The organism is Acinetobacter dispersus (assembly GCF_009884975.1).
Lineage (GTDB): Bacteria > Pseudomonadota > Gammaproteobacteria > Pseudomonadales > Moraxellaceae > Acinetobacter > Acinetobacter dispersus.
In genome coordinates this window covers 2,210,742-2,224,243 of sequence record NZ_CP041970.1, presented here as the reverse complement: position 1 = coordinate 2,224,243, position 13,502 = coordinate 2,210,742, and the positions used below count along the sequence as shown (strand labels likewise).

Below are 13,502 nucleotides of genomic sequence, written 5' to 3'. Positions count from 1 at the left end.
AATATTAAATGGTGAGAATTTTAACTATTTTATGATGTTTAAATCTTATTTTTATAATTGAAAAATCATTAAACAAACTTATGGTGTGATTAAAATAAGTCAGGATATTTTATTTTACCTATTGGTTAAAATAATGAGGAGCATTTAATTAAGTTGAATGAGGGGGAGACTTTAAAGTGAGATTTTTAAAATTGCCTTACTGAATTTTGATTGCTCAACTTTAGTGGGCAAAGTAGTCTGTTATTCGACAGTAAGGCGGAGAGTCGAGGAAGTTGTTCTCTTTTTTCTTAAGCGGATTGTGTTGCAGCGCGTTGAGTGAGAATGAAATGAGCAATCACCCCAATACAAATGCCCCAAAATACAGAACTTAATCCTAAAAAATGCATGCCTGAAGCTGTGGCAAGAAAGGTAATCAGTGCGGCATCGCGCTGTTGGTCATTTTTCATGGCAACGGCAATATTGGTGGAAATTGCACCCAGCAAGGCCAAGCCTGCTAACGCGGCAACCAGTTCTTTGGGTAGTAAGCTAAATAGCATCACAATACTGCCCGCAAATAGTCCGCCGAGAATATAGAAAATTCCATTGGCAATCCCTGCGATATAGCGTTTTTCTTTCAGTTCATGTGCATCTTTTCCCATACATAGGGCTGCTGTAATCGAGGCGAGCACAATGGTAATACCACCGACACAGGCTACGGCTAAAGAAGCAATACTGGTGACACTAATAATCGGTTTGGCAGGCGTGTCATAGCCGCTTAGCTTCATAATCGCCATACCCGGTAAAAATTGACCAGTCAGACTCACGAGTATCAAGGGCAGTGCCAGATTCAAGGTCGAGTTCCATGTCCATTCCGGGCTGATCCATTGTGGAATAGCAAGGTTAAAACTGATCTCCACAGGATTCATTTTACCCAGAATCAAGCTCAATAAAATTCCAGCAGTCAATACCCAAATCATGGTATAGCGAGGCATCAGCCTTTTAGCGATCAAAAACACAATCAACATGCTAAACACAATCAGTGGCATGCTATCTGTGGCTGTAAATAGATTAATGCCGAATTGAAACAAGATGCCTGCCATCATACCTGCGGCAACATCCTGAGGAATCCATTTCAGTAGTTTGTCAAAACAGCCTGTAATCCCGATCAGAAAAATTACAATCGCAGAAGTGATATAGGCTGCGACTGCTTCATTCAGTGAAATATCAGGAAATAACGTGACCAATAAAGCGGTACCAGGTGCAGACCAAGCAGTAATGACGGGGGTTTTATATTTAATTGAGAGATAAATACCTGATACCGCAGCACCAATCGAAATGCCCCAAATCCATGACACCATCATCTCTGTTGAGACATGAGCACGTTGTGCCGCTTGAAAGAAAATAATCAGGGGCCCTGAATAAGAAATCAGAACCGCAAGAAAGCCAGCAACCATGGCTGAAATGGACCAATCTTGTTTTAATGTTTTGAGTAAAGTTGTCATTGGGTGATGGCCTCCATGCACATCTTGTACTTTATCTGAAATACAAAAGATCAGGCTTAACCCTGATCTCCACCTCCCACTGGAATGACGCTGCCCGTGATATAGGAGGCATCATCGGACGCAACAAAGACAATGGCTTTGACCTGTTCATCAATACTGCCATAACGGCCCATAAAAGTACGGTCTATGGTTTGATCCACCACTTGTTGCATCCAGTCTTTTTCATTTTGACTGAGTGGATTGTTATTGCGTGGTACTTTGCGTGATGGGGCTTCAGTTCCGCCTGTGGCAATGGCATTCACCCGGATTCCATCTTTGGCATGTTCAAAGGCCAGTGACGCTGTCAGCGCATTGACCCCACCTTTTGCGGCTGAGTAGGGAATACGGTTAATCCCGCGAGTTGCAATCGATGAAACATTGACGATCACACCTGCCTGTTGCTGAATCATTGCAGGTAAGACCGCTCGACAGCACCATAAAGTTGGAAACAACGAGCGATTCACTTCCTTGATAATTTCCTGTTCAGAAAATTCCTGAAAAGGTTTCATCCAGATTGCGCCACCAACATTGTTGATCAGCACATCGACTCGACCAAACTGTTCAATGGTTTTGGCAACCACACTTTGTGCACCTGCAAAGCTTTCCAGATCGGCTTGAATGGTCATAGCATCAGCACCCAAGGCTTTGACTTCGGCTAGTACCTCCTGCACATAATCAGAACGATCGGCCAAGACCAGTTGCGCACCTTCTGCCGCCAGTTGTAGTGCAACCCCACGGCCAATGCCCTGAGCACTGCCTGTGACAATCATCACTTTATGCTTAAATCTTTGAACTTGAGACATGGCTTGATTTTCCTGTAGCTATTAATTCGCAGAGAACTTTTCGAACAGGAAATTGGCTGGTTTGATCTGTTCAGCATCTAACCAGCCACGGACCGCTTCGACCATTGGGACAGGACCACACAGATACACATCAACATCGCCACTGTTTAGCCATTCAGATTCGATATGGCCTGTGACATAGCCTTTACGCGCATGCTGGCTGTCAGGATGAGCAACCACAGTCCGATATTCAAACCAAGGGAATTGCGCCTGTAATTCTGCTAATTTCTCCAAAGCCACTAGATCAAAATCGTTGGTCACACCAAACACTAAGCGTACAGGTTGGCTCGAACCTTTTTCTTCAAGCACCTGCAGCATCGAGATAAAAGGAGCAATACCTGTTCCACCTGCCAGCATCAGCACAGGACGAGTGACATTACGTAGATAGAAGCTGCCGAATGGACCTGTGAAGCTCATCTTGTCACCTGCCTGCGCGGCCTTGCTTAAGAAATCGCTCATTTTGCCATTTGGGACATTACGCACCACAAAGCCAGTTAAACGGTTGCCTGGCTTTGAGCTAAATGAATATGAACGGGTTTCACCTGTTTCAGGAATAGCGACATTGACATACTGTCCTGCAAGGAAATGTATATCGGGTTGACCTTCATCCAGTTGAATATCGAAGCTAATGGTTGAGTCAGAAAGATTTTCTACCCGAGCCAATGTGCCTTGGAAAGAATGAATTTCGGTTTTACAGACATCAGATGAGGCCTGAATTTGGAATACTGCATCTGAGCTTGGACGACATTGGCACGCCAGAATATAACCTTGCTCTGCTTCTTCTGGGGTGAGGGCATCTTCGATATAACTTTCTTCTGGCATGTCATAACTGCCAGATTCGCAGAATGCACGGCAAGTACCACAGGCACCGTCACGGCAATCCAACGGGATATTAATTTTTTGGCGATAGGCTGCATCGGACAGGGTTTCACCTTGAGCAACACTGATAAAACGTGTCACACCATCTTCAAATTGAAGTGCTACATTGTGGTTTGACATGAGACGTATCCTACAAAATAATTTAAATTTGGGACCCCAACCAATAGTCCATTTGACTGGGGAGACCTATTTTTACAGGTGGTAGATATCAATAACTTGATTGATATAGTCATTTTTGAGTACGACATATTTGCTCAGGATTTTCGGTTCATCACCCGAACAATCAATCACATAACGTGACATGCCAAAGTAGCTATAGGTGGTTTTATAGCGGAAGCTCAGGGTATTCCAATTGAAGCGAACCGTGAGTTTATCTCCGTCGCGCGCTACGATTTCAACATTGGCAATATTGTGGCAAGTACGGGTATCAGGCATGGTGGCAGAAGAGCGTTCGGTCTTGATACGGAATACACGGTCTTCCAGTCCTTGGCGATCTGGGTAATAAATCAGCGAGATTTCAGCTTGTGGGTCTTCGGTGAGTTGATCATTGTCATCCCACGCTGGCATCCAGAAGCTGGCTTCAGGCGCATAGCAATTGAGCCAGTCATCCCATTGTTCATCATCTAAAAAGCGAGCTTCACGATAGAGAAACTGAGCAATATTTTCCAAGCTGCTTTGATCTTGAATACTCATGCGTTTTCTCCTTGAGCAGCAATTTGCTTCTCAGCGACGATGGCGTGTTTCATGGTATGCAACCAATATTGATGTTGCGCCAGATAGAGGCCTTCATCTTCGGTTTTAATTCCGCTTAACATCGGTTTAAGTCCAATTTCATTGGCTGCATCATCGGGGCCATAAATCCAGTGTTTAGAACCACGGCACATGTCGTTCCATTCCAGCGCGATGCCTGCATAACCTGCCTGACAGGCACGGAATTCTTCTAGGTCATCAGGTGTGGCCATGCCTGAGGCATTAAAGAAATCTTCGTATTGACGAATACGACGCGCACGCGCCTCTGGGGCTTCACCTTTTGGTGCAATACAGTAAATCGTCACTTCAGTTCGATCGACTGAGATAGGACGCAATACACGAATTTGTGAGCCGAACTGATCCATTAAATACACGTTTGGATAGAGACACAGATTACGCGAGCGTTCGATCATCCATTTCGACATGGCTGCACCATATTTCTCGGTATATTCATCTGCTTTCGGGAAGTTTGGGCGATCTTCTGGATTGGCCCATTGTGTCCATAGCAACATATGACCATTTTCAAAGCCATAAGAACCACCGCCTTGCTTGCCCCAGGAACCTGCGCTCATGGCACGAATATTATCGGCAGCTTGTGTTTCTTTGCGGTGTTGTGTGGTTGCGGCATAGTTCCAGTGCACCGCTGAAACGTGATAACCATCGGCACCATTTTCAGCAGTCAGTTTCCAGTTCCCTTCATAGGTATAAGAGGAGGTACCGCGCAGAACTTCTAAACCATGTTCGGATTGATCGACAATCATGTCGATGATTTTGCTGGTTTCACCCAAAAATTCTTCCAGTGATGGTACATCTGGATTGAGACTGCCAAACAAGAAACCTTTGTAATTCTCAAAACGAGCGACTTTTTTCAGGTCATGTGAACCGTCTTGGTTAAAGCAATCTGAATAACCAGCTTCACTTGGGTCTTTAACTTTGAGGAGTTTGCCTGAGTTGTTAAAGGTCCAACCATGGAAAGGGCAAGTGTAAGTGGCTTTGTTACCGCGTTTATGACGGCAAAGTTGCGCACCACGATGCGAACAGGCATTGATCATGGCATTCAGTTCACCGTTACGGTTGCGGGCGATAATGACAGGTTGACGACCAATATGGGTGGTGTAGAAATCGTTGTTATTGGGGATTTGGCTTTCATGTGCAAGATAAACCCAATTGCCTTCAAAAATGTATTTCATTTCAAGGTCAAATAAGGCTTGATCGGTAAATACTGAGCGATGAAGTTTAAATTCACCCGTGTCGATATTATCGACCAGTAATTCATCAATGCGGTCAAGATGGCTGGTATTGATTACAGGAATACGTGGCATGTCCGTTCTCCGACTTTCCAAAAATGTGGAAGTCATCGAGTTGCGCTTAAAGCGTCTCGATATCCTAATAAGTTGAATGTGGCGAGTGTTGTGGCTTGAACCGATAAGGATGAATGTGGGCAGCTGGAATCTAGCGGAAGCGATTCATAACTTCATCGGTTTATCTCTTGTCTATACCTTAAAAGAATGAGTAAACTCTGTCTAAGACCGAATTTATATTTATATATATCTTAAAGGTATGGAAACCTCATGGAATTACGTCATTTACGGTATTTTGTTGCTGTTGTTGAAGAACAGAGCTTCACCAAGGCCGCAGAAAAACTATTTATTGCTCAACCCCCTTTGAGTCGGCAGATCCAAAATTTGGAAAGTGAGTTGGGTATTCAACTATTTGAACGGGGGAGCCGACCTCTACAAACCACACCTGCTGGGCATTTCTTTTATCAGCACGCGATTAAACTTTTGTCTAATGCTGAAGAAATTAAAAGTATGGCGAAGCGTATTGGACTGATTGAACGCAGTGTCACCATAGGTTTTGTTGGGTCGCTGCTTTATGGTCTATTGCCACGGATCATTTATTTATTTAGGCAGCAGCAGCCACATCTCAATATTCAACTGGTTGAAATGAGCACCACAGAACAACTGCAAGCCTTAAAAGAAGGGCGTATTGATGTGGGCTTTGGACGCTTGCGGATTAGTGATCCTGCCGTCAGACGGATTTTATTGCGGAAGGAGCGTTTGGTCGTGGCGGCGCATACCAGCCATCCCATTGCACAGCGGACAGAAGGGGTCTATCTGGCAGATCTAATCGATGAGAAGATGTTTATGTATCCCACTTCGCCGAAACCGAATTTTTCGACGCAACTGCTGAATATTTTTGCCGAGCATAGTTTAGTACCAAAAAATATGCATGAAGTGCGTGAAATTCAATTGGCCTTAGGATTGGTGGCCGCAGGTGAAGGCCTGTGTGTGATTCCTGCCAGTGCTGATACCATTCGCTTTCCTCATTTGAACTACATTCCGATTCTGGACAATGGGGCAGTCAGCCCAATCTTTCTGACCGCGCGAGCAATGGATCGTAGCGAAGACTTACAACTGTTATTTGATTGTGTTTATCAAGTCTATGATCTGGAAGGCATTCCTTATCAGCGGACTGTATTTACACTGGATCAGAATCCGATTGATGATTCCAATGGCATTGATTTTTAAACACGTATAAAAATGCCTAGACTTCAAACAGCTAGGCATATTATTACTCGATAAGCTGACTCAGAATCTTGAATGTGATTATTTGCTTTGTAAGGTTTTTAAATCCTTCAACACTTGATCGGCATGAGTTTGAGTATTTACGCTGGTGTAGTGATACATCACCGCGCCTTGAGGATTAATCAAAAAACTCTCTCGTTTGGCAATTTTAGTAATACCCAAGTTTCGTACGATGCCAAATTTAGTTGCTAGCTCTCCTTGATCATCAGCAAGAATCGGGAATGGTAGGCCAAGTTTTTCTGAGAATTTTTGATGTGATGCAACATCATCCAGACTGACACCCAGTACCACAGCATTTGATTTGCTAAATTGTGGATACAGTGATTTAAATTGATTAGCTTCTTGGGTACAGCCTGCAGTATTGTCTTTAGGATAGAAATAAAGTACCACCCATTTGCCTTTATATTGATTTAAGGTATGCCATTTGCCAGTTTGATCTTGCAGTTTAAAGTCTGGCGCAGACTGTCCAACCCATTCTTTTTGAGCGGTATCTTGCTTTGAAAATAAGGTAGTTTGTGCGCTACTGAGCATTGGTGCACTGAGTAAAAAAAGTGAACTACATAAAACGAGAACTTTGGACTTTATCGTATTCATCATGTTGATCTCAAAGTGTAATAGCAGCTACTTTAGCAAATTTAGTGATTAGATGGGGTAGAAAATTCTTTACAGGGTTTTGCTCTGCTTTATATATTTAAATTGAATAGCAATTTAGAAAAAGAAAAGGAAAATCAATGGATGTTGGTGCAGTTCTGATTAAATTAAAAGCAAATAGGCAGGCTGAGGTCGAGGCTTGGCAGCGAGAAATTAAACAACGCAAAGTAGAAGCCATTCAAACACTTCAAGCAGAAGGGGTAACCGTTGAATCTTGGTTTCAACTTGAGATAGAGGGAGAAAATTATTTACTTGCTTATATGCGTGCCAAAGATATTGCTCTTGCTCAGCAGGTGGCGAGAAATAGTTGCTTTGATATTGATCAAGTTCATCGACAGTTCAAGCAACATTGGGAGCAAGTGATTCCAGCGCAGCTTTTGGTAGATTTGGAAAATAATGAGGAGTGTTAATCAGAGTATACTGCGTTGAAGTTTTTGGAATTGAGCAAGCACGTGATTTACAAGATTCTACTCATCACGGGATGGGGCGGTGGTGCCGAATTATTAAAACCTTTACATGAGGCTTTAGAACAAAAGGGACATAGCGTTGAACGGATGGATATCTTTAATGCGCTGAATGATGACATCTTGAAACAGCATGTTGAACGTGCAGTGAAATTTGATGTGATTGTCGGATGGTCGCTTGGCGGACAACTGGCAACCTTATTGGTCGATCAAATTCAACAAAAATATGCTGAGCAGAAAGTTTTAATCACTTTAGCGTCAAATCCATGTTTTGTGGCACAAGCTGATTGGACCACAGCAATGCCTGTTGAAACCTTTATGCAGTTCAAACAGTCATTTGAACAGGATGCAATTAGTACTTTAAAGCGTTTTGGCTTGTTGGTGTGCCAAGGTGCAAGTTCAGCAAAGAAAGATTTCGTAGCCATGCAGAAATTGATTCGTCCACAACCGATTGCATTGCTTCGGGACGGATTGCAGTTGCTGGAGCAATTAAACTTGGTTGAGTTGTACGAACGTTGTCAAGGTAAGCAGTTGCACGTCTTTGCAGAGCATGATGCTTTAGTTCCTTACCAAGTTGTGCGAAAAACTAAAGATTTGGCTACAAAGAATCTATCTGTTGTTTTGATTGATGGAGCTTCGCATGGTTTTCCATGTTTTATGGTTGAGCAGACTGTGCAAATAATTGAAGATTTTATTCAACAGACGGTTTAATCTTGCTTGAATTGAAAGTTCTCGCAATATATTTTAGATTTTGACACGTTTAAGATGTTCACAAGTTCTTCTGTATGAATTTTCCAAAAAATTGATACTCGGTAAGGTCATCCACAACCTGCGTGGTTATCGTAAAAGTGATGAAGATGGATGAGTAGATATATTTGGATGGGATCAAGAAGTGAACAGGTTTTGTGGATGAGCAGCGCTAAAGCTGCGCAAGATGGTTACCCTTGCGGAGCTGCGCTCCTCATCCCGAAAGAAAAGTAGGTTCAGCTGAAGGCTTATCCTAAAATTGGGTGAGTACTCGGAATGACACTGTACAGCACATCATTAAATATTGAATTTACAGAGGTAAAGGATGACAGACCCATTTGATTTAGAACATATATGGCATCCCTATACTTCGATGTTAAATCCACTACCAACCTTTAAAGTCAAACGTGCCTACGGTGCAACGATTGAATTAGAAGATGGTCGAACTTTGGTTGATGGCATGTCGTCATGGTGGTGTGCGATTCATGGCTATAACCATCCTGAACTAAACCAAGCAGTTACAGATCAATTGCAGAATATGGCGCATATCATGTTTGGCGGTCTGACCCATGAACCTGCAATTGAATTAGGCAAATTATTATTAAAAATCACGCCGCCGAATTTAGATAAGATTTTCTACGCAGACTCAGGTTCGGTTGCCGTAGAAGTAGCGTTAAAAATGGCAGTTCAATATTGGGCTGCATTAAACAAACCAGAGAAAACCAATTTTATTACCACCCGTTCTGGCTATCATGGCGATACATGGAATGCGATGTCGGTGTGTGATCCAGTCACGGGGATGCATCAGATTTTTGGTACAAGTTTACCGAATCGAATTTTTGTACCCGCGCCACAAAGCCGCTTTGATAGAGAGTGGGATCCGCAAGACATTCAGGAACTCAAGAAACAGATTGAACAGCATCATCACAGTATTGCTGCCCTGATTATCGAACCGATTGTACAAGGTGCGGGAGGGATGCGTTTTTATCATTCTGAATATTTGCGCCAAGCCAAAGCGTTGTGTGAGCAATACAATTTATTGTTGATTTTTGATGAGATTGCGACAGGTTTTGGGCGTACAGGCAAAATGTTTGCATGGGAACACGCACAGGTTGAACCCGATATTATGTGTATTGGCAAAGGTTTAACGGGTGGTTATATGACGCTGTCTGCAACCTTGACCACCAAGCAAGTGGCTGAAACCATTAGTCGTGGTGAAGCAGGCGTGTTTATGCATGGCCCAACCTTTATGGCGAATCCACTGGCTTGTGCGGTTGCATTAAGAAGTACTCAATTGCTGGTGGAACAGGATTGGCAAGCCAATATTCAACGAATTGAACAGATTCTGACTGAACAGTTAAATGATTTAGCCCAGCTTGACCACGTTGCGGATGTACGGGTTTTAGGGGCGATTGGCGTGGTTGAATTAACCACCAATGTTGATATGAAAACCTTACAGCAACAGTTTGTTGAACGGGGGATTTGGGTACGACCATTTGGAAAATTGGTCTACGTGATGCCGCCGTATGTGATTAGCGATGATGAACTCCATTATTTATTAGCACAGATGAGTGAAGTGGTAAAAAATATGCAAGGAGTAAATGCCAATGTCCTTGCTTGATCATTATGCCGAGCAGCTTGAGCAACTTAAGCAACAGGGCAATTTCCGCCAATTCACTGCAAATGAGCAATCTGGACGATGGATCACCATTCAAGATCGAACCATGTTGAATCTCGCATCCAATGATTATTTAGGTTTGGCCGCTGATTTAACTTTAAGAGAAGAATTTCTTGATACGTTGAAAATCGAACGAGCGCTCTTTAGTTCATCTTCTTCACGCTTGCTGACGGGTAATTTTGCAGAATATGAACAATTTGAAAATAGCCTAAGCAAAGCGTTTAGCCGTGCTACCTTACTCTTTAATAGCGGTTACCACATGAATATCGGTATTTTGCCAGCCTTGTGCGATAGCAAAACCGTGATTCTGGCCGATAAACTGGTACATGCCAGTATGATTGATGGCATTCGGCTTTCGACTGCTCAATATGTACGTTATCGTCATAATGATTTGCAACATCTGGAACAGTTATTGCAAAAGCATCATCAAGATGAGCAAGTTGAACGCATTATTGTGGTGACCGAAAGTATTTTTAGTATGGATGGGGACGAGACGGATTTAGCTGCATTGGCGCAGTTAAAGCAACGCTTTGCCAAAACCATGTTGTATGTCGATGAAGCCCATGCGATCGGCGTCAGGGGTGAGCAAGGTCTGGGTTGTGCTGAACAATATGGCGTATTGGATCAGATTGATTTCTTGGTGGGAACCTTTGGTAAAGCAATTGCTTCGGTAGGAGGCTATATCATTTGTGATTCAATCATTCGTGATTATCTGATCAATAAAATGCGCCCACTGATTTTTAGTACTGCGTTACCGCCGATCTCGATGGCATGGTCAGATTTCATGTTTAATAAAGTATTGAGCATGCAGCCACAGCGTCAGCACTTGGCTGAGATGAGCCAGTATTTACAACAGGCGGTGATCGCAAAAGGTTTCTCTAGTCCTTCCAGCAGTCATATCATTCCGATTATTGTGGGTGAAAGCCAAGCTGCAATTGAAAAGGCTTGCTATGTGCAGCAACAGGGTTTTTATGCCATGCCGGTACGCCCACCAACAGTGCCACAGAATAGTTCACGTTTGCGTATTTCATTAACCTCTTTGGTGCAAAAAAATGAATTGGAACAATTGGTGGAGTGTTTGTGAGCATCAATAAAGCACTAGTTGCCCAACGTTTTGCCAAAGCAGGGCAAAGCTATGTCGAGCATGCTGTGGTACAGAAACAGATTAGTGCGCAGTTATTTGAATATCTTAAAGTGTATTGTCCGCAAAGCTTAAATTCAGTCCTAGAGATTGGCTGTGGTTCAGGCAATCTCACCCATTTATTTGAGTCCTATTTTCAGGTTGAGCAACTGTACTTAAATGATTTATATGCAGATGTCGATCAGCATTTTCTTAATCTTAAACATTTAAATTGGCTGATCGGGGATGTTGAACAGCTCACTTTACCGCAGTCTTTAGATGCAGTGATTTCCAGTTCAGCATTACAGTGGATGATTGACTTACCTGCTTTATTGCAGAGGGTTTATGCTGCGTTAAAGCCGAATGCGTATTTCTGTTTTTCTACTTTTGGAGCAGATAATCTAACGGAAATTAAACAGCTGACTGGGCAAGGCTTAAATTATGTTGGCTTAGAGTCTTTAAAGCGACAGCTTGAACAGCAAGACTTTGAAATTCTATTGATACAGCAAGATCATAAGCAGGTTTATTTTGATCATCCAAAATCTGTATTGCAGCATTTAAAAGCCACAGGCGTGACAGCAACAGCTCAATCACATCGTTGGACTAAGCAATCTTTACAGCAGTTTTATTTAGATTATCAACAGTTTTATGATATGCAGGGTTTTCGCCTGACTTATCATCCGATTTATGTGATCGCGTGGAGAACAGCATGAGTGCAACAATTTATTTTGTCAGCGGTATAGATACTGAAATTGGTAAAACTTATGCCACTGGTTATCTCGCCAAGCTTTGGACCGAACAGGGACAGCGTGTCATTACCCAAAAATTAGTACAAACTGGGAATGTAGATATCTCCGAAGATATCGAAAAGCATCGTGAAATTATGGGGAGTGGCTGGTTTCAGGAAGATCATGAAAAGCTGACCATGCCTGAGATTTTTACCTATCCAGCGTCACCGCATTTAGCCACACGTTTGGATGGGCGTGATCTAGATTTCGCGAAAATTGAAGCTGCGACTAAAGAACTTGCTCAGCGTTTTGAGGTGGTGTTGTTAGAAGGTGCTGGTGGTTTAATGGTACCTTTAACCACAGAATTGTTGACGATTGATTATATCGCTCGGCATCAATTTCCTGTGATTTTAGTGACTTCTGGGCGTTTGGGTAGTATTAATCATACTTTATTGAGTTTAGAGGCTTTAAAGCAGCGTGGTTTGAGTTTGTATGCTTTGGTGTATAACTTAAAGGATGAGTCGAAAGATCCACTTATTTCGAAAGATACCGCCGATTATTTAAAAGCTTATTTGGCGAAGCATTTTCCTGATGCTCAATGGATTGAATTGGAAAAGTTTAACTCATTCTAGGTATTTATTGTCTAGTAAATATCTGTGATCGTGGAGGGCGGCAAGGATGCCGCCAAGTTAGACTGCGGTAGCAAGGACGTACCGTCAGTCTAACAAAAGATTTTTGTTACTTTTCATCTTTGAAAAGTAAGAGGGTTTCCCTATGATTGGATGAGTGCTTGGAGAGACTCCGTCAAGATCGCTTTCAGATTTAATCTCTAAAGAGAAATCATAATGAATAAAAAGAAATTTATTTTTATAACACTTTGTCTATCAAGTCTAATCTCGACTACTCACGCTGCTGTACCTAGCGATAAGGCCATTATTAGTTGGATCACCAACTTACAAGATTCAAATGCCAATCCACCCCAAGCTATTCAGATCGATTCGACTGAAACAGTAAAACTGATCTCGGGTGAAGAAGCCTATTTATCTGGTGTGAGTTTTGAAAATGCAGGACGTAATTTTTGGGCTGGCTATGTGTTAACCCGTCCAAAATTAAAGCAGGCGCGAATCTTAAAAGAGTTTGGTGGGCAATCGAATAGCTTTAAAGTGCATCCAACCGTTTATAAAGGTAAACCGATTCAACTGATCGAAATTGAAAGCGCAGGTTCAGGACAGGGTACTGTTGAATCGAGTAAAAGTTTGGTTTATTTCACTCAGTGGACAAGCAAACTGATTACCGAGGTAGAGGAGTCTTCCTATGACGGACGCTATGACGACAAACTAGGGGCAGAAGACTGTCGTACTGGCCGAGATAATTCGGGCTATTTAAATGTAATGCCTTATTCTCCTTATATCATTCGAACAACCGTAACAGGGGATGCTTGTAATAACAAACCACAAGGTTATAAGGTGAGCAGTAAACTTATTCCGATTATGATCCGTGAAATAAAATAAAAAAAGCTAACAAGCGAACTTGTT

At 42.5% G+C, this 13,502-nt stretch carries 14 protein-coding genes; 8 read left to right on the top strand and 6 right to left on the bottom strand.

The genetic code is table 11. The features are described from left to right. Nucleotides 1-287 precede the first annotated feature (287 nt). From benE to benA, 5 genes are all read right to left on the bottom strand, one after another. Nucleotides 288-1,481, bottom strand: coding sequence for a benzoate/H(+) symporter BenE (gene benE / locus FPL17_RS10170; protein WP_159884868.1), 1,194 nt, complete (start codon nucleotides 1,479-1,481; stop codon nucleotides 288-290). Nucleotides 1,482-1,537: 56 nt separating this feature from the next. Then, nucleotides 1,538-2,323, bottom strand: coding sequence for a benzoate diol dehydrogenase BenD (gene benD / locus FPL17_RS10165; RefSeq protein WP_159884866.1), 786 nt, complete (start codon nucleotides 2,321-2,323; stop codon nucleotides 1,538-1,540). A 21-nt stretch (nucleotides 2,324-2,344) separates the two neighbouring features. Then, on the bottom strand, nucleotides 2,345-3,361 hold the full coding sequence (gene benC / locus FPL17_RS10160) for a benzoate 1,2-dioxygenase electron transfer component BenC (RefSeq protein ID WP_159884864.1): 1,017 nt from the start codon (nucleotides 3,359-3,361) through the stop codon (nucleotides 2,345-2,347). A gap of 72 nt (nucleotides 3,362-3,433) precedes the next feature. Further along, nucleotides 3,434-3,934, bottom strand: coding sequence for a benzoate 1,2-dioxygenase small subunit (gene benB, locus FPL17_RS10155; protein WP_159884862.1), 501 nt, complete (start codon nucleotides 3,932-3,934; stop codon nucleotides 3,434-3,436). Next, nucleotides 3,931-5,313 carry a benzoate 1,2-dioxygenase large subunit gene (gene benA / locus FPL17_RS10150; protein WP_005191113.1) on the bottom strand — a complete coding sequence of 461 codons (1,383 nt, stop codon included), beginning with the start codon at nucleotides 5,311-5,313 and terminating at the stop codon, nucleotides 3,931-3,933. The genes benB and benA overlap by 4 nt, the downstream gene beginning before the upstream one ends. Nucleotides 5,314-5,562: 249 nt before the next feature. Here benA and FPL17_RS10145 point away from each other — a divergent pair, with 249 nt between their 5' ends. Further along, nucleotides 5,563-6,522, top strand: coding sequence for a LysR family transcriptional regulator (locus tag FPL17_RS10145; protein ID WP_004655319.1), 960 nt, complete (start codon nucleotides 5,563-5,565; stop codon nucleotides 6,520-6,522). A gap of 78 nt (nucleotides 6,523-6,600) precedes the next feature. Here FPL17_RS10145 and FPL17_RS10140 read toward each other — a convergent pair whose 3' ends face one another. After that, complete coding sequence (locus tag FPL17_RS10140; RefSeq protein WP_159884860.1) at nucleotides 6,601-7,176, bottom strand: peroxiredoxin; 576 nt, start codon at nucleotides 7,174-7,176, stop codon at nucleotides 6,601-6,603. A 134-nt stretch (nucleotides 7,177-7,310) separates the two neighbouring features. Between FPL17_RS10140 and FPL17_RS10135 the strand changes: the two genes are divergently transcribed. The 7 genes from FPL17_RS10135 (at nucleotide 7,311) to FPL17_RS10105 (ending at nucleotide 13,478) form a co-directional block, all read left to right on the top strand. After that, nucleotides 7,311-7,640 carry a DUF6176 family protein gene (locus FPL17_RS10135; RefSeq protein WP_159884858.1) on the top strand — a complete coding sequence of 110 codons (330 nt, stop codon included), beginning with the start codon at nucleotides 7,311-7,313 and terminating at the stop codon, nucleotides 7,638-7,640. Nucleotides 7,641-7,682: 42 nt separating this feature from the next. Further along, nucleotides 7,683-8,405 carry an alpha/beta hydrolase family protein gene (locus tag FPL17_RS10130; RefSeq protein ID WP_159884856.1) on the top strand — a complete coding sequence of 241 codons (723 nt, stop codon included), beginning with the start codon at nucleotides 7,683-7,685 and terminating at the stop codon, nucleotides 8,403-8,405. Between the two features lie 361 nt (nucleotides 8,406-8,766). After that, complete coding sequence (bioA, locus tag FPL17_RS10125) at nucleotides 8,767-10,062, top strand: adenosylmethionine--8-amino-7-oxononanoate transaminase (protein ID WP_159884854.1); 1,296 nt, start codon at nucleotides 8,767-8,769, stop codon at nucleotides 10,060-10,062. After that, complete coding sequence (locus FPL17_RS10120; RefSeq protein WP_159884853.1) at nucleotides 10,049-11,203, top strand: 8-amino-7-oxononanoate synthase; 1,155 nt, start codon at nucleotides 10,049-10,051, stop codon at nucleotides 11,201-11,203. Before bioA ends, FPL17_RS10120 begins: the two co-directional genes overlap by 14 nt. Next, entirely contained in the window at nucleotides 11,200-11,952 is a 753-nt protein-coding gene (gene bioC, locus FPL17_RS10115) for a malonyl-ACP O-methyltransferase BioC (protein WP_159884852.1), read from the top strand. Before FPL17_RS10120 ends, bioC begins: the two co-directional genes overlap by 4 nt. Next, nucleotides 11,949-12,599 carry a dethiobiotin synthase gene (gene bioD, locus FPL17_RS10110; protein WP_159884851.1) on the top strand — a complete coding sequence of 217 codons (651 nt, stop codon included), beginning with the start codon at nucleotides 11,949-11,951 and terminating at the stop codon, nucleotides 12,597-12,599. The genes bioC and bioD overlap by 4 nt, the downstream gene beginning before the upstream one ends. A gap of 213 nt (nucleotides 12,600-12,812) precedes the next feature. Continuing rightward, nucleotides 12,813-13,478, top strand: coding sequence for a hypothetical protein (locus tag FPL17_RS10105; RefSeq protein ID WP_159884850.1), 666 nt, complete (start codon nucleotides 12,813-12,815; stop codon nucleotides 13,476-13,478). The last annotated feature ends 24 nt before the right edge of the window (nucleotides 13,479-13,502 follow it).